Origin of the sequence: Sporosarcina sp. resist, from assembly GCF_014302295.1 — a bacterium.
GTDB classification, from domain to species: domain Bacteria; phylum Bacillota; class Bacilli; order Bacillales_A; family Planococcaceae; genus Sporosarcina; species Sporosarcina psychrophila.
Genome location: NZ_CP060287.1, coordinates 3,714,940 through 3,733,232, shown reverse-complemented (window position 1 = coordinate 3,733,232; position 18,293 = coordinate 3,714,940). Strand labels below are relative to the sequence as shown.

Annotated in this window: 15 protein-coding genes and 1 tRNA gene; 13 read left to right on the top strand and 3 right to left on the bottom strand. The window is 41.1% G+C overall.

The features are described from left to right. Positions 1–171 precede the first annotated feature (171 nt). The 5 genes from H7992_RS18240 (at position 172) to H7992_RS18220 (ending at position 3,702) form a co-directional block, all read left to right on the top strand. A complete protein-coding gene (locus H7992_RS18240) occupies positions 172–666 on the top strand; it encodes an RNA polymerase sigma factor (RefSeq protein ID WP_067211747.1) in 495 nt (164 codons plus the stop codon). Continuing rightward, positions 663–1,211, top strand: coding sequence for a zf-HC2 domain-containing protein (locus H7992_RS18235; protein ID WP_187045500.1), 549 nt, complete (start codon positions 663–665; stop codon positions 1,209–1,211). Before H7992_RS18240 ends, H7992_RS18235 begins: the two co-directional genes overlap by 4 nt. A 2-nt stretch (positions 1,212–1,213) precedes the next feature. Continuing rightward, positions 1,214–1,897 carry a YfjL-like protein gene (locus tag H7992_RS18230; protein WP_187045499.1) on the top strand — a complete coding sequence of 228 codons (684 nt, stop codon included), beginning with the start codon at positions 1,214–1,216 and terminating at the stop codon, positions 1,895–1,897. A 239-nt stretch (positions 1,898–2,136) separates the two neighbouring features. Further along, positions 2,137–2,529 (top strand): RDD family protein, encoded by a 393-nt coding sequence (locus H7992_RS18225; protein ID WP_187045498.1) that lies wholly within the window; start codon positions 2,137–2,139, stop codon positions 2,527–2,529. A gap of 180 nt (positions 2,530–2,709) precedes the next feature. Further along, positions 2,710–3,702: an S-layer homology domain-containing protein gene (locus H7992_RS18220; RefSeq protein WP_187045497.1), complete on the top strand. Its 993-nt coding sequence runs from the start codon at positions 2,710–2,712 to the stop codon at positions 3,700–3,702. 508 nt (positions 3,703–4,210) lie between these two features. Here H7992_RS18220 and H7992_RS18215 read toward each other — a convergent pair. Then, a tRNA-Val gene (locus H7992_RS18215) sits at positions 4,211–4,283 on the bottom strand. Between the two features lie 139 nt (positions 4,284–4,422). Here H7992_RS18215 and H7992_RS18210 point away from each other — a divergent pair. Beyond that, complete coding sequence (locus H7992_RS18210) at positions 4,423–5,265, top strand: DNA-3-methyladenine glycosylase family protein (RefSeq protein ID WP_255428705.1); 843 nt, start codon at positions 4,423–4,425, stop codon at positions 5,263–5,265. A 193-nt stretch (positions 5,266–5,458) separates the two neighbouring features. Here the strand turns inward: H7992_RS18210 and H7992_RS18205 are convergent, their stop codons facing one another. Continuing rightward, positions 5,459–5,602 (bottom strand): hypothetical protein, encoded by a 144-nt coding sequence (locus H7992_RS18205; protein ID WP_187045496.1) that lies wholly within the window; start codon positions 5,600–5,602, stop codon positions 5,459–5,461. Positions 5,603–5,746: 144 nt separating this feature from the next. On the opposite strand from H7992_RS18205, the gene H7992_RS18200 reads away from it, so the two are divergent. Together H7992_RS18200 and H7992_RS18195 are read left to right on the top strand one after the other, a co-directional pair. Next, positions 5,747–6,685, top strand: coding sequence for a Gfo/Idh/MocA family protein (locus H7992_RS18200; RefSeq protein ID WP_187045495.1), 939 nt, complete (start codon positions 5,747–5,749; stop codon positions 6,683–6,685). Between the two features lie 80 nt (positions 6,686–6,765). Further along, positions 6,766–8,154, top strand: a complete 1,389-nt coding sequence (locus H7992_RS18195; RefSeq protein WP_187045494.1) for an aldehyde dehydrogenase — start codon at positions 6,766–6,768, stop codon at positions 8,152–8,154. 22 nt (positions 8,155–8,176) lie between these two features. Here the strand turns inward: H7992_RS18195 and H7992_RS18190 are convergent, their stop codons facing one another. Further along, positions 8,177–9,745, bottom strand: a complete 1,569-nt coding sequence (locus tag H7992_RS18190) for a two-component system sensor histidine kinase NtrB (protein ID WP_187045493.1) — start codon at positions 9,743–9,745, stop codon at positions 8,177–8,179. 92 nt (positions 9,746–9,837) lie between these two features. On the opposite strand from H7992_RS18190, the gene H7992_RS18185 reads away from it, so the two are divergent. From H7992_RS18185 to H7992_RS18165, 5 genes are all read left to right on the top strand, one after another. Further along, on the top strand, positions 9,838–10,890 hold the full coding sequence (locus H7992_RS18185; protein ID WP_187045492.1) for a M42 family metallopeptidase: 1,053 nt from the start codon (positions 9,838–9,840) through the stop codon (positions 10,888–10,890). Between the two features lie 13 nt (positions 10,891–10,903). Next, on the top strand, positions 10,904–12,394 hold the full coding sequence (locus H7992_RS18180) for a UDP-N-acetylmuramoyl-L-alanyl-D-glutamate--2,6-diaminopimelate ligase (RefSeq protein WP_187045491.1): 1,491 nt from the start codon (positions 10,904–10,906) through the stop codon (positions 12,392–12,394). Positions 12,395–12,592: 198 nt separating this feature from the next. Then, the gene (locus H7992_RS18175) at positions 12,593–14,167 is read left to right on the top strand and encodes a peptide chain release factor 3 (protein ID WP_187045490.1); all 1,575 of its coding nucleotides are present in this window, start codon (positions 12,593–12,595) and stop codon (positions 14,165–14,167) included. A 385-nt stretch (positions 14,168–14,552) separates the two neighbouring features. Further along, a complete protein-coding gene (locus H7992_RS18170) occupies positions 14,553–17,618 on the top strand; it encodes an efflux RND transporter permease subunit (protein WP_187045489.1) in 3,066 nt (1,021 codons plus the stop codon). A gap of 170 nt (positions 17,619–17,788) precedes the next feature. Then, positions 17,789–18,055, top strand: coding sequence for a hypothetical protein (locus H7992_RS18165; RefSeq protein WP_187045488.1), 267 nt, complete (start codon positions 17,789–17,791; stop codon positions 18,053–18,055). Positions 18,056–18,293 lie beyond the last annotated feature (238 nt).

Sequence of the window (18,293 nt, the reverse complement as noted above, 5' to 3'; positions counted from 1 at the left end):
ATACTTGCCTTTGTCGGTTAAGCTTAGCAAATCGTGGATATTAAAATCGTGTAAGCAAAATAACAACAAGAATCATTTTGCCTTGGGAAATTTATATATATTTTTTGAAAAGTTGTAACGGAATTTGCGGTCAAGGTATTAATACTAAGAACAGTGAGAGTGAGGGCCGTCATGAATAAGCTTGAAGATGAATATGAAGAGATCCAACCGAAAATATATGCGTTTTTTTATGCCAAGACAGGAAATCGGGCGACCTCTCAGGATCTCTGTCACGATACCTTTTATGAAGCGTGTAAAAATATTGCATCTTTTAATGGCCATTCCACCTTGTCGACGTGGATGTTCTCAATTGCCAACAACTTATTAAAAAAGTATTACCGCAAAAATAAATATCAACAGAGCTTAATGGAAAAGCTCGCAATAATTCCAGAAGCTGAAATACAGTCAATAGAAGAGTTAACGGAAGTCAATGAAGATACAAAAATGCTGTTGCACCATATCTCGAAAATGGAGGATGCTGCGAGGGAAATTGTATTACTGCGCATATACGGCGAACTGAGTTTTGCAGAAATCGGCGTGTTGATCGGTAAATCGGAAAACTACGCACGTGTAACTTTTCACCGGTTGAAATTAAGAATTCAAAAAGCGATGGAGGTGACTTTATGAATAAAGAATGTGCCATTGTACAAGATTTATTGCCTTTATATGAAGAAGAGTTATTGCAGGAGGAAACCAAACGATTTGTTGAAGAGCATCTGCAAAGCTGCCCAAAATGCTGCCATATCGCAGAACAGTCACAAATTCCGCTGCCTGTACAAGTAAAGCCGGGGAGTTCTTCTAAAAAAATGATCCGGAAAATAACCGTGCGTTTGACAACGATACAGATTTTCTTTGTGGCCATTGCCTTTATATTAGCAATGAGCACCACCATTATGAATGACAACAAGACCTTTATCCTGACCTATGCCATTTTAGGGGCCGTCACCTACCTGTTTTATCGTTCGGTCCTCGTTGCTGTCTTGCTCGCTGGAGTACCGAACTTCATTTGGAATTGCCTGCTATATATGACAGATTGGTTCGGCGAATTTTATGCTGAAAGTTTTTCTGAAGCTCTTCAATTATCGTTGTTTTCCTTAATTGTCCACCTGCTGTTTACATTTATCGGAATCGTCATCGGCTTTTGTATTCTTAAAATAATGGAGGAAAATTAATCATGAAAAAGAAAATAATATACAGTGTAATTGCAATTTTATTAATTGCCGCCGTCGTGTTCGCTTACATACAAATGAGCGGAAATCCAATTGAGAAAAACAGGGCAAAAGAGAGCCTGGAAGCGTTTTTAGAACAAACTTATCCGGACATGGACTATGAGATCAAGCGGTCGGCAGAGTATGGATGGATCGATGGCACTTTTCGTTTTAAAGTAGTGGAAAAGGAACCGATAGGAGTTGAAACCACCTATATGTTCGATGTCTCCGCTTTCGAACCGTACGAAATTCTTGGCGATACAATCCACGTATCCAAAATCGACAAAGCGGCCTCAAAAAAAATAAATGCAGAGGCGGAGCAATATATTCTAGCGCTTCTACAGAAAAGAGTTCCAGAAATCAATGGAGTGTCCACAGATGTAGAAGTATACAGCAACGAAGTCGCGGAATGGACGCCCCAGCTGAAAACACCAAAGCCCATGCTCATTATGACGGAAATTGAAAAAGGCGACTTGACCAAAGAGCAAATGCTGCAGCAGAGCAAGGCGATCCAACAGCAGCTGAACGGCGAATCCATTGATTATTATATGGCTGAAGTCGGATACCACAGCATTGTAGACGGGGAAGAAATTTATGATTATGTGAGTTTTACGCCAAAACAAGAACTGACGATAGATGATGTGAATTAAAAATGAAGATACTTTATACAGTTTTATTTTGAATAGTTGAGAAAGAAAGATTTTCCGCTTCGGAGCAAAACCAATAAAAAAGAGCCTTTGAGGATCTTGAATAAAAATATACCAGCAAGGTTGTATGCTACATCACTTTGGTAGACATTACACCCGATATTTCCCACTTATCTATGAAACTCTTCTCGTTTCCATTCGTATATGTATCATTAAGAAAAAATAGAAAAGAGGGAATATTAATGAAATCCATTACGAAAAAACGTACAAAAGCGATTCTGATTGACCTTGCAATTTCAAAGGCTGTAACAGCATGTGTTGAGTATTTCTTGCGGAAAAAGGTGAAAAATGAAGCTTTTCATGCTCTAGTGACACCAACTCTCGTCGTCATGTGGTCATTGGAATATGCACAGCTGCGTAAATATGGTCAGACAATCGGTTATAAAACAATGGGACTAACCCTAGAAAATCAAGATGGCTCAGAACTAACATCTAATCAAATCATTAAACGGTTGGCTTATCGAGATACTTTGAGTACGCTTGATTACTTAAAAAATCGGCAAGCGTTTGAAGTACAAGATGGGGCAATTCTTCCTCATGACCAGGTTTCGGGTACGGTTGTTAGAGAGGTTTAACATGAAGTAAAAGGATGGTTTACAAGAGCAGGGCACCTAAGGAATTTCAATTCACATCGAAATCCCGATTGTTAAACTAAAGCACCCATTATTTTGAGTGAGATTATTCAGAACACTTTATGTTCATACCCAATTATTAATGTTACGATAAATTATGGAAATATATTTAGGAGGATTATCATGAGAAAAGTATTATCTGTTTTGTTGACATTCGTATTATTGCTTTCACTAGCTCCGCAGACGAAGGCTAACAATGTTGGTTTTAAAGACGTGCCTAAAAGCCATCCGAATTACACAGAAATTATGTATCTACTGGAAAAGGGGGTTATTGAGCCTGCTGAAAAGTTTGGGGTTAATCAAAAAGTCACACGAGAAGAAGTTGCAATAACGGTTGCTAAGGCAATTGGACTTGATGGAAAGAAAACCAAAACGAAGTTTAAAGACGTACCGGAGAGTAGGCATTCTTCGGGTTATATTAATTCAGCAGTCAGGGCTGGAATTATTAATGGATATCCAGACGGTACATTTAAACCGACACAACAAGTAACAAGAGGTCATATGGCAGCCTTTATAGCAAATGCCTTTAAATTGACCAATCAAGCAGATATAAAATTTAAAGATGTTCCTAAAGGATCAACTTCATATGTTGCTGTCAGGAAGTTAGCAGCAGCCAATATAACCTCGGGCTATCCGGATGGTACATTTAAACCGAATGAGGGTCTATCTAGAGCACATATATCTGCATTTCTTGCGAGAGCGATGAATCCGGCTTTTCGCCGTGCTTCAGAGTCGTACTATGGTGAGTGGATTATTAATCAAGTTCAAGCTTATGGAGTAGGTACTTATAGTAGTGAGGATGCAGAAAGTTTATTAGGGAAAAGTTTAACTTTTACAGCTAATAAAGCAAGTTGTTTTGGAGATAAACCTTCAGATATAGTAAAGGTGGCTACCAATCCTATTTACACCGAAACGATTATTCCAGCAAGTGATTTCGTAGAAAAACATCGTATCCCTTTTGATCTTTTAGGTCTTAAAGCACCTATTACAGAAATTAATGTTTCAGATTCAAAAGGTCATGTTTCTACATTCTTCATAAAAGATGATAATACATTAATTATATCCGGTGGTGGCACATATTTTGAGCTTATTAGGAAAGTCTCAAAGAATAAGTAGGTAATGTGGTAGATTCTAAGAACAAAACAATTACAATAAATTAGGTAGAACTGTTTTTCTCAACAGATGAAAAGAGACTCAATGAGATAGGCATGAAAAGTGAAGATTTAACAACAGGTTTTTATATTTATAACGAAGATGAAATTGTGAAATTCTAGCTTATGATGATGCTATGCCTATGACACACTGCGAAGCAGTCGGAATCATGGCAATTTGGAATGAAGAGTTATGTGCAGAGTGTATGTGGCAACACAAGAGTTGTTGGTGGGTTTAATTAAAAATAGCTCGGTTCCTATTTTAGTGGAACCGAGCCTATTTTACTCATTAATCTTTTACTGTTGCTTATTTACTAATGGAAAGGATTGAGAATCTTCCTGAAGCTGCGGACAAATGGCGGACATTAGGTGTAAAAATCCAAAGAAAAAAAGACCTCCAAGCACAAGGCCTGAACGTCTTTTTTATGGAAAAACCTTTGTTCCTAAAGGTTTTCTTCGGGTTTGGCACCCAATGGTCCCGACTGGGCTCGAACCAGCGACCCCTACCTTGTCGAGGTAGTGCTCTCCCAGCTGAGCTACGGAACCGGGAATTAAATTGTGTTTCTGCTTACTGCACATTTATTATTATAGCGGGTCTGTAATAGAAGTCAACACCTTTAGGAAAAGTTTTTTAAAAAAGAGTATAATAGACACTAGAATGCTGTAAAAAAAGGGGGTGTTTCTTATCGACGTTCAATTTTCATTGCCTTATGTCTATGATTTCGATCGGGCAATTATTCGGTTGGCAGGGGACCCGGTGAATTCTGTGGATTTGCAAAGCCGCATAGTGCGCATCCCTATGGAAGAGGGAAATAATATCACGTTGCAAAGTACAGGCACGAAACAACTACCTGCATTTATAGTGGGAAATGCAATTGATGATAGTCAAATTGAAACGGTTAAATCAATCTTTCATTTTGATAAACCGTTGGATGCAATCGGGTTACATTTTGCGGGAACAGATCTTGGGCCGCTATTTCTTGAGTGTGAAGGAACCCCGCTTGTTAAAAGTTTTTCATTATATGGAACACTAATGAAAAGCATCATTCACCAGCAACTCAATTTGTCGTTCTCACATACGTTGACGCAACGTTTTGTAGAATCATTTGGGGAGATGGTCGATGACGTCTGGCGTTATCCATCCCCTGAGCGTATTGCGTCGCTTGACGTCTCAGTACTTCGAGACCTGCAGTTTAGCACGCGTAAGGCTGAATATGTCATTGGCTTGTCGCAATCGATTGCAGAGGGGACGCTTGACCTTGAGCAGTTCAGGAAAATGGATGACGATGAAGTAACTTCAAAACTTGTTGCTTACCGTGGTGTAGGACCTTGGACTGCACAAGGTTTCCTAATGTCTGGGCTCGGACGTCCAAATTTATTCCCACTGGCGGATATTGGTTTGCAAAACGCATTGAAGCAGGTGTGGAAGATGGATCGTAAGCCCACGCAAGATGAAATGCTTGCCCGTTTTCAGTGGTCACCGTACTTAAGTTATGCAGCACATTATCTGTGGCACAGTATTGAGTGACGTATATAGGGAACTAAACAACGCTTGCCTAGAACTGCACAACATAAGCCTAAAACTAAACAACACACACTCGAAAGATCAACTCACCATTCGTACACATAAAAAAACAGCTTTCCCATTTTAAATACATGGAAAGGCTGTTTTTATGGTCCGTTGGAAATTGGTATCGTTGACAAGTTAGTTACAATAATTATCAGTGTGTAGGCACCTGTAGTTGCTTCTCTTCATCAAAATAAAGGAAATTTTCTTCTTCAAGTTCTACAAGACGTTCTTTATTAATCCCCAATGAAAGATTTCCTTCAAAGATCGTTTCCCACCAAGTATCAGTTGTTGTCATGTCCATTTCCTCCTTTAAATTCTTTGTTATTTGAACATTCTATTCCCTTCAATGCTATAATACAAAACGTCAAAGGGTGAAAAGGAATCGTTAGACCTATCCTTTTTCCTTTCATACAATTATTCGTGAAAAGGGGTTATTTCTATGAAGAAAACTACATTTGCCCTCGTTGGTACAGGTATTGTTGGCGAGCGAATCATCAATCAATTACGCAATAACGAATCTGCAACAATTATTGCCTTGTTTGATGAAAATGATGAACGACTTTCTGAAATGGCGGATACATACGGATTATTTGCGGCATCCTCTTATGAGGAGGTTTTGGCGATGAAACCTGACTGGATCTATATTGGAACTCCACCCGTATCGCATGCTGCGCTGAGTACGGCAGCGATTTCAAAAGGCTTGAATGTGCTTTGTGAAAAACCACTTGCACACGATGTGACAGATGGATTAGTTATGGCTTCGGCTGCAGAGAACAGTAAAATTCAAACGGCAATGCATTTTCCGCTCATGTATAGTTCGTCCGTTCGTCATATGATGAAACTTGTTAATGAAGGTGAAATTGGTCAAATCATTCGAATTGAACTACAAACTTATTTCCCGCATTGGCCACGTTTATGGCAACAAAATCCGTGGATCGCTTCGCGAAAACAAGGCGGCTTTACACGAGAAGTATTCCCGCATTACCTTCAACTTATGTACAGGATGTTTGGTCAACTTGCGATTACTTCCCACCAAACCGTTTATCCTGAAGATGAAACGCTTGCGGAAACGAGTGTCCTTACAATCGGAAAAACCGCGGATGACATTCCGGTCTTCTTGAATGGTGTTTCGGGAATCGGTCAACAAGAAGAACTGTCCTATACAGTATATGGAGATGAAGGTGTTCTGAAACTGCGCAATTGGTCGGAACTTAGCATGGCACAAAAAGACAGTCCTTTTGAGATATTGACTTCCTTCGATACAGTGAAAACGCTTACGGATGAGTGCATTGCGGCAGCTAACGGTGAAACTGCGCTACTTGTGTCATTTGATGAAGGACTTGAAATACAAAAATTGATTGATCACCTTTTGACCTGATAAAGGAATAAAGTGCTAACTTTTGCATCCCGCAACAATTCTAACTATGATTGAAGGTATAAAGGGATGGAGGGAATAAGTTGAACTTTACTGCACAAGACGTGGAATCGATGATTGCTTCCCAACACGCATATTATTTTTCAGGCCAAACAAGGAGTTTTGCATTCCGTAAAGAAATGCTTTTGACATTGAAAGACGCAATTGTTGCAAATGAAGCTGAAATTACGGAAGCGTTACATAAAGATCTGCGTAAAAGTCCTTTCGAGTCTTATGTGACGGAAATCGGTTTCGTCCTTTCAAGCATTTCTTACATGATTAAGCATCTTGAAGGCTGGATGGAGGATGAGACGGTGAAGACACCTGTTCATCTACAACCTGCGAAAAGTTTCATTGTTCGTGAACCATACGGATCCGTATTAATCATTGGTCCATTTAACTATCCGTTTCAACTTGTGATGGAACCGCTTGTTGGAGCGATTGCAGGTGGAAATTGCGCAATTGTCAAACCGTCCGAGGTAGCTGCCCACACGGCACATATTATTAAAAAAATAGTGAAAGAAACATTCTCGCCAGACTATATCCGAGTCGTAGAAGGGGAGCGTGAAGAAACTTCCGCACTCATCCACGCTTCCTTCGATTATATATTTTTCACAGGCAGTGTAGCAGTTGGGAAAGTTATTATGAAGGCAGCAGCTGAACGGCTGACACCAATTACGCTTGAACTTGGCGGGAAAAGTCCTGCCCTTGTAGACCAGTCTGCCAATATTAAAAAAGCAGCTGAACGCATTGTCTGGGGGAAATTTGTTAATACAGGACAGACATGTGTCGCGCCGGATTATATACTTGTTCATGATTCTGTCAAAGAGAAACTTGTCAAAGAAATGCTTACTTCAATCCGTAAATTTTACGGGAAAGATGTTTCAAAAAGTCCGGACTACGGTAGAATTATCAGTGACAAACATTTCAATCGTCTAGTTGACATCATCAATAAAGACTGTGCACATGTGATAAGTGGTGGTGGTTCTGACCGCTCAGATTTATTCATTGAACCGACAGTGCTTGATACTATTTCATGGAATAGTGCTTCAATGGAAGAGGAGATATTCGGTCCAATCCTACCGGTTATGACGTATGAGAATCTCGGTGAAGCGATTCAAAGTATTCGTAAATTGCCAAAACCGCTCGCGGCGTATATGTTTACTGAAAACGGGCAAGCCGCAGATTATTTCATTGAAAACGTGCAGTTTGGCGGGGGATGTATTAACGATACAATTGCGCATGTTGGTAACGTTAATTTACCGTTTGGCGGAGTCGGTTCATCAGGTATGAGTGCATATCATGGAAAAGCAAGTTTCGATACGTTCACACATGCAAAATCCATGATGAAAAAAAGTACGTCCATTCCAATGACACTTGCATTTCCGCCATACGGCAATAAATTAAAAATAGTAAAACCGCTCATCCGTTAATGGGTGGCGGTTTTCTTTTCGTTTAAACTAGTGGAAGTATAATCGTTGTTTCGGTTCCATGATTTATTTTGCTGGTCACGGTTATCGTTCCGCCTTGATCGACGATGATTTTTTTTGTAATTAGCATGCCAAGGCCGGTACCTTCTGCTTTAGTCGTGTAAAATGGTTCAAATAGATTATCAATTGTTTCGGTATTCATCCCGGGACCGTTATCGCGGATGAAGATAGTAACTCTTTCGTCTTGGAATTTGACAACGATAGTGATTATGCCGTTTTTTACAAGCGCTTCACACGAATTTTTAAATAAGTTAATGAAGACTTGTTTCATACCATCTTCATTACCTCTAATGATTGCATTATTTTTAGGAATCTGAACATCGCAAAAAATTGACCGATTACTAAATTCCGTTTCGAATATCGATACTACATCTAGAAGTGACTTTTCAATGTAGAAATCAGTGAATTTTTTTAAATTCGGTTTTGATAGGACGAGAAACTCGCTGACTATCAAATCAATACGGTTTATTTCTGTATACATAATTTCGGTGTATGCGCGATATGGATTAGCGGGATCGTTGTTCATCATCTGTACGAATCCTGAAATGGATGTCATAGGATTACGTACTTCGTGGGCGACGCTTGCTGCAATCTCACCGATTACTTTTAGTTTTTCTGTATCGATTTTTAGTTGTTCAGCTTGTAGCTTAAGTGTAATGTCGCGTGCAATGAATGACGTGGCGACTAACTTTTTTTCAGAATCGTAGATAGGGGCTAATGTCAGTTCAGCATCAAACACGGTACCATCTTTCCTCATCTCTTTGGTTAGCAGAAAATGATAACTTTCCCCGTTCAATAATTTTTTTGTCCTCTCTGCAATCGTTGCATCCTCGGACAAAGGGAAGAGTCGTGGCGAACGTCCCATGCATTCCTCGCGCTTCCAGCCGTATGTTTTTTCAAATGCGGGATTCATTGCGACAATGTTCTGATCTAAGTCGAACACAACAATTGCGTCTTCCGTATGTTCAAAAAAGAGATCGAGATAGCTTTCTCTGGATGTAAGTAAAACATCCAACTTCTTGTTTTCCTTGAAGATATTGTTCCATTCCGGTGTGATTCTGAAAGTGTACAGTACGCAAAGGAACACCGCCAAGCTGAAAATGAAAGCTATATTGGGGAGTAATTGAGTTTCATCCACTGATTTATAAATTGGACTGAATAAGTAAAATAAAACAAACACTTCTATACCCGTGATGGCCATAATCAGTATGTTTAACCAAGTGATATTGTAGATTGCCACTAAGGCGATAGGGAAGATAAGATAAAATAAGTGTACTAAATCAGGATTTACTAAGTTTGAAATAAGTATATATAAAAAGTACCCAATTATTAGGGGAATTCGAAAAGTAAGAGAATTCATCCCCGATTTATAAAGGACAAACAGTACAGTAACGATGAACAATCCGATAAGGCCTGAAATCATTGCGCTATGAAAATCTAAAAGAAGTGACGTGAAAATATGTACGGTGACGCTAGAGGCAAAAAAAAGTATAATAAATATATTGCGTGAATGGACGATTGTCGAATCTTTCATTGGGCACCTCACAACATTACTTTATACTTATCATACATGATTCGACATTGGGATTGAATTACATATTTCGACGCGAGAGAGGGGAAATAGAAATGACTACAACATTTGATGAAAAACGTATTGTTAAACTGCTAAAAAGGCTTGTAGAAACACCAAGTCCGTCAGGTTATACGGAAAAAGTGATGAAGTTAATAGCAAAGGAACTTGACGAAATTGGGGTAACACATAAGAAAACAAACAAAGGGGCAATCATTGCAACGATTGAAGGAGTGGATTCAACGCGACATCGTCTGCTTACAGCGCATACCGATACACTTGGGGCGATGGTGAAAGAAGTGAAAAGCAATGGTCGCCTGAAGTTGACAATGATTGGTGGTTTCAATTGGAACGCGGTTGAAGGAGAATACTGCCTCATTCATACGGCGTCAGGGAAAGAAGTCCGAGGAACAATTCTTATGCATCAGACTACAGTTCATGTTTATAAAAACGCAGGGACTGCAGAACGAAGCGTGGAAAATATCGAAGTGCGTATTGACGAGAAAGTAACTGATGCAGCTGGAACACGTGCACTAGGTATTGAAGTGGGCGATTTTGTATCATTTGATCCGCGTTTTGAAGCGACGGACAGCGGTTTCATTAAGTCACGTCATCTTGATGATAAAGCGAGTACTGCGCTGTTGCTTGAACTGATTCGTTCATTGAAAGAAGAAGGAGTCAAACTTCCGCATACGACGCATTTCTATATTTCTAACAATGAAGAAATCGGTTATGGTGGTAACTCTAATATTCCAGTTGAGACTGTTGAGTATATCGCGGTCGATATGGGAGCGATTGGTGACGGGCAAACTTCGGACGAATATACAGTGTCGATTTGTGCCAAAGATTCAAGCGGGCCATATCATTATGCGTTGACACAACATTTGACGGGCCTTTGCAAAGAAGGGTACATTCCGTTCAAACTTGATATTTACCCGTTTTACGGTTCAGATGCATCTGCTGCAATTCGAGCGGGCTTTGACGTGAAACATGCATTGTTTGGTCCAGGCATCGAATCATCGCATGCATTGGAACGGACACATATCGATTCGCTAAAAGCATCAGCACAGCTGCTTCGTGCATATGTAACTTCAGCAATGATGGACTGAACGGAGGGGTTTAATGGAAACGGAAAAGTTACTTTCAATGTTACCTGTCAAACGGGTAGCAGGAGCGGTTCCGCCGACTGTGACGGATATCGCGATTGATTCGCGCGCGGTCAATGCAGGAGGAATTTTCGTCTGTATCGAAGGATTTACGGTAGATGGCCATAATTACGTTGGGAAAGCCGTGGACAATGGAGCAAGGGTGATTGTTGCTTCGAAGCAAGTCGATGTCGATTTGGAAAAAGTCGCGGTGGTAATGGTTGAAAATACGTCACGGGCTATCAGCTTGTTGGCGTCCTGTTTTTACGATTATCCATCGAAGCGGATGACGATGATTGGGGTAACGGGTACGAACGGCAAGACGAGTGTCAGTGGCATCATCCAAGCGATTCTTCAGCGGGCGGGTGAGAAATCCGCCGTTACTGGAACAATCGGTTTCGATTTGGATGGAACCCTTTATGAGACTGAGAACACGACGGCTGATGTATTGACGACACAAGGGATGATTGCCCGTGCAGCGGATGAAGGATGTACAACAATGACGATGGAAGTATCGTCACATGGTCTAGTGGAAGGTCGTTTGGCTGGTACGGAATTTGACATCGCTGTTTTTACAAATCTAACGCATGATCATCTCGATTACCATGGGACAATGGACAATTATGGTCAGGCGAAAGGATTGTTGTTTTCTCAGCTAGGACAAGACTTGGAAAAGCGTAAATTTGCCGTTGTCAATGCAGACGATGAATGGAGCAACAAGCTACTGGAAATGACTTCTTATCCAGTTTTGACATACGGTATCCAAAATGAAGCCGTTTTTCGTGGATCGGATATTGAGCTACGGGCAAATGGTACGACATTCAGGCTTACTGCGCCCGATGGTGAATTCCGAGTTGACATGAGCCTCATTGGTGAATTCAGTGTCTATAATGCGCTCGCGGTCATCGCTACTTTGTATGCCAAAGGAATGATGACTGAAGATGTTATTAACTATCTAGGGAAGATTTCAGCCGTTAAAGGGCGTATGGAACAAGTACCGACAGAATTGCCGATTACAATGTATGTCGATTATGCGCATTCACCTGATGCTATTGAAAAAGCGATTGATGCAGTTCTTCCTTATAAGAAGGAAGGAAGTCGTCTAATATTCGTCATTGGTACGGGTGGCAACCGTGATCGGATAAAACGTCCGATTATGGCAGATAAAGCATCCGTCGCAGATTATGTAATCTTAACGACGGACGATCCGCGGGACGAGCCGTATGAATCGATACTTGCAGAGTTGGAAGCGGGTATGAAGCATAATCAGTATGCATGTATTGGTGACCGACCGGAAGCAGTGCGCCATGCGATAGCGGTTGCAGAGCGTGATGACATTATCATTTTCGCTGGTAAAGGGCATGAGGATTATCAAATTATCGGCTCTACGAAATACCCACACTCAGACGCGGAGATTGCGCTGGTAGAGGCAGAGAAGAAATTTGGTACAGGATTAGTTGGAAAATGAGTAGAGAGAGTTGTCCTGATTTTGGGATAGCTCTTTTTTTTGTGGAATGGATGACATCGTGGTTTTGCTGTTGTTGAAGAGTTTTGGGAATCTGACGTTCAGTTTTACCTGTGCTTCACTAATTCCGATAAAAAATTGTTGAAATCATCCTCCAATGTGTCTATGCTAAGAAAAGAGAACAGAAGGAGACAATATATAATGGACAAACCAATACATGAAGAAATTGCATCCCGCCGGACGTTTGCAATTATTTCTCACCCGGATGCCGGGAAAACGACAATCACAGAAAAACTACTCTATTTCGGTGGTGCAATCCGCGATGCCGGAACAGTAAAAGGTAAGAAATCAGGGAAATTCGCAACTTCTGACTGGATGGAAATTGAGAAGCAACGTGGAATTTCGGTAACATCATCCGTCATGCAATTCGATTACGATGGTAAGCGTGTTAACATCTTGGATACACCGGGACACGAAGATTTCAGTGAAGACACATATCGTACACTTATGGCCGTCGATGCGGCTGTCATGATGGTCGATTCAGCAAAAGGAATCGAGCCACAGACGATTAAATTATTCAAAGTATGCCGTATGCGTGGGATTCCAATCTTCACGTTCATTAATAAAATGGACCGTCAAGGGAAGGAACCGCTTGAACTGATGGAAGAATTGGAAGAAGTGCTTGGTATCCAGTCTTACGCGATGAACTGGCCAATTGGAATGGGTAAAGAGTTCCTTGGTATTTACGATCGTTTTAACAACCGTGTTGAACAGGTTCGGGTCGACGATGACAAGCGTTTTCTTGCGATCAATGAAGACGGAGGGCTTGCAGAACCACATCCAATGATGGAAACATCATATTATAAGCAAGCACTTGAAGACGTTCTACTTCTTAACGAAGCAGGCAATGATTTTGATGAAGAGAAAATAGCAATAGGTGAACTGACACCTGTATTTTTCGGCAGTGCATTGACAAACTTTGGTGTGCAGACATTTTTGGAAACGTTTTTACAGTTTTCACCACCACCACAACCACGAATAACAAAAGATAAAACAGAAATCGATCCGTATTCGGAAGAGTTTTCAGGTTTTATCTTCAAAATTCAAGCGAATATGAATCCGATGCACCGTGATAGAATCGCATTCGTTCGTATTGTTTCAGGTGCATTCGAACGTGGAATGACTGTAACGGTTCCGCGTATTTCCAGGACATTCAAACTGACACAGACAACGCAGTTCCTTGCGGATGATCGTGAAATAGTGGAGGAAGCGGTAGCTGGTGATATTATTGGACTTCACGATACAGGTAACTACCAAATCGGGGATACAGTAATCGGTGGTAAATCAAACTTCCTATTCGATGCGTTACCACAGTTTACACCGGAACTCTTTGTTCGTGTAACAGCGAAAAACGTTATGAAGTCTAAACATTTCCATAAAGGAATTCTTCAGCTTGTGCAAGAGGGAGCAATTCAATATTACCGGACGCTCCATACTGAGGAAGTACTTTTAGGTGCAGTTGGTCAACTTCAATTTGAAGTGTTCGAGCACCGAATGAAGAATGAGTATAACGTCGAAGTGCGCATGGAGCACGTCGGTTCGAAAGTTGCGCGCTGGATTGTCAACGAAGGTGACCTCAAAGAATCGATGGCAGGGCAACGAGCAATGCTTGTAAAAGATCGCCACGACAAACGTGTATTCTTATTTGAAAACGATTTTGCAATGCGTTGGTTCCATGATAAGTATCCGGAAATCGAATTATATAGCCAATTATAATTTAAAAACCCGGCAAGACGGTCTATCCGTCCTGTCGGGTTTTCTTATCATTTACGAACAGTTGAAGGATATTAATTAAGTCCGTTACCAAAGCTTTAGGCGCTCCCGTTTGAAGTCGACACCATGTTTCATTATGATTAATGGAGTGAAGCTTTTTTAAAAGATAAGAAAATACCGATTTTTTCTACTTTGGTCGTTGTCTAGACTCCAGGCGCCAACCACTCGGAGGCTTACAGGATGTGAGTTACGCAGCGGGGAGGGATTGAACTACATACCTCCTTGTTGCGACAGGACGTCGCGTTCTTAGACTGACTTCCTTTATCACTTATGCCTGTCGGGGCTAGGCGGCGCCTTCCGCTTTTCCAATAAAGAAAGGAACGTGTCCATGAAAATTAGTGATTTTTCTATAAAAAGGCCCGTATTTACGATTGTCATTATGTTTCTTATCATCATTTTAGGGGCGGTATCATTCTTTCGTATTCCAGTGACGCTAATACCAGAATTGAACCCGCCGATTGCTGTCGTTGTGACAAGTTATCCAGGTGCATCTCCGGCAGAAGTGAGCGAGAAAATAACAAAACCACTCGAAGCGAGTCTTTCGACTGCGCCTGGATTGAAATCAATGCAATCCACCTCGCAGGAGGGCGCCAATTTCATCTTACTTATGTTTGACTGGTCAACGAAAATCGATGATGTCCAGCTCGATATTATGCAAAGGGTAGATCAAATTCCAGTCCCAGAAGGTGCCACAAAACCACGTTTTATGAAATTTGATCCGTCCCAGTTCCCGGTTATTCAATTGTCACTGCGTGCAACTGCGGATGATACAGATATCCGGAAAATTGCGGATCAGCTAGAAACTGAATTACGCCGGACGAAAGGCGTAGCAAGTGTTTCCGTTTCGGGTCAATTGATAGAAGAAGTACAAATCATTATGGATCAGAACAAACTCGTAGCGAATGGCCTTGAACAAGCCGATATCGTCAAGATGATTCAAGCAAACAATGTGTCTATGCCTGGTGAACCAATTAAAACGGTGGATGGCAAGCAACTCACAACCCGTATTGTCAGTACATTAACGACCATATCCGACATTCGGAGTATCGCGATTGGTGCGAATCCGTTAAATGGCGCTACAGTAACAATTGCAGATGTGGCGGATGTTGCACTTGTCGAAGCAGAGTCTGCCACAGAAACGCGTGCAAATGACCAGCAGGCTGTTCTGATGTCCGTGTTGCAAGAATCTGGTGCAAATACAGCGGATGTGTCGACCGCCTTCAAAGAGGCTCTTGACAATCTGTTGGAAAAAGAAGAATTCAAAGGTGTCGAGTCAGATATTTTATTTGACCAAGGGGATTATGTAAAACTCGCCATAGGAAATATTGGACAGTCGCTTATTTTAGGCGGTATTTTCGCAATGCTTGTATTGTTCTTCTTCCTGCGTGGCATAAAAAGTCCAATTATTATTGGTATTGCCATTCCATATTCGGTCATTGTGACATTTGTTCTCATGTATTTTGCTGATTTCTCGCTTAATATTATGACTCTTGGTGCGCTTGCGCTTGGTATAGGGATGCTAGTTGATAACTCGATTGTCGTCATTGAAAATATTGAACGACATCTTGCTATGGGGAAGGATCCGCAAATTGCAGCCTCTGAAGGTTCGAAGGAAATTGGCGGTGCCATTATTGCGTCAACGTTAACAACGCTTGCCGTTTTTGTCCCAGTTATTTTCATCAGCGGATTAATCGGGCAGATTTTCACGGAATTTGCCTTGACAATTTCCTTTAGTTTATTCGCATCACTCGTTGTTGCATTGACGGTTGTACCCATGATGGCGAGCCGTATGCTAAAGAAACCGACGAAAAATATAGTAGCTAGGAGACGCCGCTCAAAAGGATTGAATAACTTTGAAAGATCGGTGAAGTGGGCACTGAAACATCGTTCTGTTGTCCTGTTAACTACACTAATTGTGCTGGTGTTAAGTAGTTTTGCTTTAACTAAGGTCGGAACCGAATTCTTGCCAGCGACTGATGAGGGATTTGTCAGCATTACAGTGAAGTTACCAAACGGTTCATCTTCAGATGCGACAGATGAAGTAGTAAAACGAATTGAAGCGCAATTGAAAGATGAGCATGATGTGGAAGTATACGTTAGTCTTGTTGGTGGAACGCAACAGGATATCGCGCAAGGTACATCTAAAGCTAATATTGCAGAAATATCCGTCAAACTTGTACCGCTTGCGGAAAGGGAACGCTCGATCTTTAAATTCGTAGATGATGTGCAACCCAAAGTATTGAAAACTGTAGGTGACGCTGCCAAAATAGGCTTCGTGATGCAGACAGCAGCGGGTTCAAGTCCGAATACGTTGACATTCTCATTGAAGGATACAGACGAAGAACGTCTGAACGAAGCAGTTACAAACTTGAACAATGAACTGGTCGAACTTGATTCCGTAACGGAAGTGACAAATAATCTTCAAAATACTGTTCAAGAAATCCAAATTGAAGTGGACCGCCAAAAAGCATCTAACAATGGACTGGCGCCTTATCAAATTGCACAAACAGTAAACAGTGTGACTCGTGGTTCATTAGCCACACAGATTATCGGAAAAAACGACGAAGTGTTCGGTGTCTATGTGAAATACGATAAGAAGTTCCGTAACAGTATGGACCAGTTGAAAAAATTGGAACTCCGTACTCCAACAGGTACATTTGTGAGACTTGGGGAAGTTGCTAAAATTGAAATTGCGGAAGGACCCGTTTCTATCCAACGAGTCGATCAAGCACACTCGGTAACATTTACTATGAAGTATGAATCGTCTCAATCACTTGGTGATATGACGGCTAAAGTGAATGATACAATTGATAGGCTTAAGTTGCCGGAAGAAATTGACCTAACATTTGGCGGTGACAGAGAGTTATTCGAAAGTGCGATTGATGATATGGTCATGGCGATACTACTAGCCGTTGTACTTGTCTACATTGTCATGGCGGCACAGTTCGAATCATTTAAATACCCATTTGTCATTATGTTCTCTGTGCCCCTTATGATCATTGGAGTAGGGCTAGGCCTCTTCCTGACAAGTACGCCAATCAGTGTCACAGCAATAATCGGGATTCTCGTCCTCGTTGGTATCGTGGTCAACAACGGGATTGTCCTGGTTGATTATATTAATCAGCGAAAAGAAGCGGGACTCAGCTCATATGATGCTATTATTGCCTCGGCCAGGGATCGTTTACGTCCGATCCTAATGACTGCACTGACGACTATTCTTGGCTTATTACCTCTTGCGCTGGGTATTGGTGAAGGAACCGAGATGAATCAGCCGATGGGAATTGCAGTTATCGGTGGATTACTTAGTTCGACCTTGTTCACGTTGTATATTGTACCAATCATTTATAGCTTATTTGATCGACAAACGAGAAAACGTGCAGTCGAAAGTAAATAACCGTAGAGCCTCCCTTTATTGGGAGGTTCTTTTAATTGTTGAGTTTTTCATGACGGTAATAAACTCAAAGTTAACAATCATAACACATGTGTTGATTAACCAAAAACAACCAGTAAATAACTTAATCAAACAGCAGGCGCTTCGTGTACAGTATATTTGGATAGCTTGGATTGAACGACCTCTATACGATTACAGAGATGTCTTTATGTGTAGGAATGCGACTTCGTCGCATCACTACACATTTTTTCGGTAATCGTATGGTGCTTATTCATCCGTCGCTATCCAAATGGATACGTACACAAAGTGCTAAAGCTTTTCGGGACGAAAAAATAGCGGGGCTGCTTATCTGGATAATAGCCGCCAAAGATGCAATTTTGGCGGCTGAAGTCTTCTCCATAGTCTTGTCTTTTTTAGTTAAGGAAGAGTCACTTTCTTAAAGTTCATCGCATGATATGACGCGTACACTTTACTCAAAGTAAGCAAGAACACATTGTACAACGTGCAAGAGTGCCCGAAATTGTATCTTCGGGCACTTATAACCTTATAAAAGTCATCTATTCTTTTTTTCTAAAACAGCTGTATTTTTCACTTGAACGTTGTAGGAACGCCACAGGCAACTAGTCGTAACAGGATTACTGAAAAGAGTGTGGGTAGGAATGACGAAGTCATTTCTAC